Source organism: Nocardiopsis protaetiae (assembly GCF_045446735.1).
Taxonomy (GTDB): domain Bacteria; phylum Actinomycetota; class Actinomycetes; order Streptosporangiales; family Streptosporangiaceae; genus Nocardiopsis; species Nocardiopsis protaetiae.
Genome location: NZ_JBJJBV010000482.1, coordinates 1 through 2251 on the forward strand (window position 1 = coordinate 1; position 2251 = coordinate 2251).

General features: G+C 74.5%; 2 protein-coding genes. Both read left to right on the forward strand.

Annotated features, from left to right (window positions below; translation table 11 throughout):
* Positions 1–186: 186 nt before the first annotated feature.
* Positions 187–927, forward strand: a complete 741-nt coding sequence (locus tag ACJOT3_RS34095) for an IclR family transcriptional regulator (protein ID WP_406977256.1) — start codon at positions 187–189, stop codon at positions 925–927.
* Between the two features lie 69 nt (positions 928–996).
* Positions 997–2181, forward strand: coding sequence for a 4-hydroxybenzoate 3-monooxygenase (locus tag ACJOT3_RS34100; RefSeq protein ID WP_406977257.1), 1185 nt, complete (start codon positions 997–999; stop codon positions 2179–2181).
* The last annotated feature ends 70 nt before the right edge of the window (positions 2182–2251 follow it).

Consider the following 2251-nt stretch of genomic DNA (forward strand, 5'->3'; position numbering starts at 1 on the left):
CGCGCCCTGGGCGCGGGCCTTCTCGATGGCGGCGATCTCCTCGCTGACCACCGACTGCGGCTCCAGACCGGGAGCCGGGACCGGGGTGCTGTTCATGGCGGGAGGCTACGGCCGGGGGCGGGGTGGCGTGCGTCTCCTTTCCGCTCAGTGGAAGTTCTGGTGGAAGCCGGTGGGAGAATGTCCCCCATGGCGGGGAACACCGGTACGCCCGGCGCCACCGTGACCGGGAGGGTCATGGCGGTCCTGGGCGCCTTCGACGAACACCACCGGCGGCTGTCGCTGTCGGCCATCGCCCGGCGCGCGGGGCTGCCGCTGCCCACCGTGCACCGGCTGGCCGGCGAGCTGGTGCGCCACGGCGCGCTGGCCCGCGAGGGCGGCTCCTACGTGGTGGGCCGCCGCCTGTGGGACATCGGGCTGCTGGCCCCGGTGCAGACCACGCTGCGCGAGGCGGCCTCGCCGTTCCTGCACGACGTGTACGCGACCACCCTGGCCACCGTGCACCTGGCGGTGCGCGACGGCGACGAGGTGCTGTACCTGGAGCGGATGGCGGGCCGGGCGTCGGTGCCGGTGGTCAGCAGCGTGGGCTCCACGCTGCCGATGCACTGCACCGGGGTGGGCAAGGTACTGCTGGCGTACGCGCCCGAGGAGGTGCGCGCCCGGGTGCTGGGGTCGCTGCGCCGGGTCACCCCGTACACCGTCACCCAGCCGGGGGCCCTGCTGCGGCAGCTGGAGCGGGTCCGCCGGGAGGGGTACGCCACCACCGTGGAGGAGATGACGCTGGGGGCGTGCTCGGTGGCGGTGCCGGTGCGGCGGGGCGAGGAGGTGGCGGCGGCGATAGCGGTGGTGGTGCCCGCTCTCAAACGCGACCGGGGGCGGCTGGTGACGGCGCTCCAGGTGGCGGCGCAGGGGATCTCCCGGCGGCTCTGAACCGAACGTTTTCACTGAGCGGAAGGAACGGTTCCGCGTTCGGGCCCCCGGCACGGTCCAATGGCGGGCATGACCCAGATCACCACCACCGACGTGGCCATCATCGGCGCCGGCCCCGCCGGCATGCTGCTCTCCCACCTGCTCGCCGCCCACGGGGTGGAGTCCGTCGTCGTCGAGGCGCGGTCGCAGGACCACGTGGCCTCCCGCATCCGCGCCGGGGTGCTGGAGCACTCCACCGTCGACCTGCTGCGCTCGGTCGGCCTGGCCGACCGCCTGGAGGCCGAGGGCGACGAGCACCGCGGCATCCACCTCCAGTGGCCCGGGGAGCGGCACCACCTCGACTTCGTCGACCTCACCGGCCGCAGCGTGTGGATCTACGGGCAGACCGAGGTGCAGAAGGACCTCATCGCCGCCCGCGCCGCCGCCGGGCAGCAGGTGCGCTACGAGTCCGCCGACGTCGCCCTGCACGACCTGCGCACCGACACCCCCTCGGTCACCTTCACCGGCCCCGACGGCACCCCGCACCGGGTGCGGGCGCGCGCCGTGGCCGGCTGCGACGGGTCGTTCGGGCCCAGCCGGGGCGCCGTCGGCGCCGACCTGCGCAACACCTGGGAGCGGGTCTACCCGTACTCGTGGCTGGGCGTGCTGGCCGACGTCGCCCCCTCCACCGACGAGCTCATCTACGCCTGGCACCCCGACGGGTTCGCCCTGCACTCCATGCGCTCGGCCGGCGTCAGCCGCTTCTACCTCCAGGTCCCCAACGGCACCTCCGCCGACGAGTGGAGCCACGACCGTATCTGGGACGCGCTGGCCGCCCGGCTCGGCCACGGGCAGGACGGCTGGGAGCTCAAGCCCGGGGCGATCACCGACACGAGCGTGCTGCCGATGCGCTCCTACGTGCGGACGCCGATGCGCGACGGCCGCCTGTTCCTGGCGGGCGACGCCGCCCACATCGTTCCGCCCACCGGCGCCAAGGGCCTGAACCTGGCGGTCGCCGACGTCGCCCTGCTCGCCCCGGCCCTGGCCGACCTGGTGCGCGGCGACACCCGCCTGGCCGACGCCTACTCCGACACCGCGCTGCGCCGGGTCTGGCGGTGCACCCACTTCTCGTGGTGGATGACCACCATGCTGCACACGGGCGCCGACCCCTTCGACACGCAGTTGCAGCTGTCCCAGCTGCGCTGGGTCGCCACCAGTGAGGCGGGCGCCACGGGCCTGGCCGAGAACTACGCGGGCCTGCCCATCGGATTCTGACCCGGGTCAGCGGGTGCCCGGCCCCGGGGCCGGGCACCGAACCGGGCACCGAGCCGTTCAGGCCTGCGGG

What these genes read in the sequence shown, in the direction of transcription:
- ACJOT3_RS34095 (WP_406977256.1), top strand. Translation starts at nt 187, where the DNA reads ATGGCGGGGAACACCGGTACGCCCGGCGCCACCGTGACCGGGAGGGTC.
- ACJOT3_RS34100 (WP_406977257.1), top strand. Translation starts at nt 997, where the DNA reads ATGACCCAGATCACCACCACCGACGTGGCCATCATCGGCGCCGGCCCC.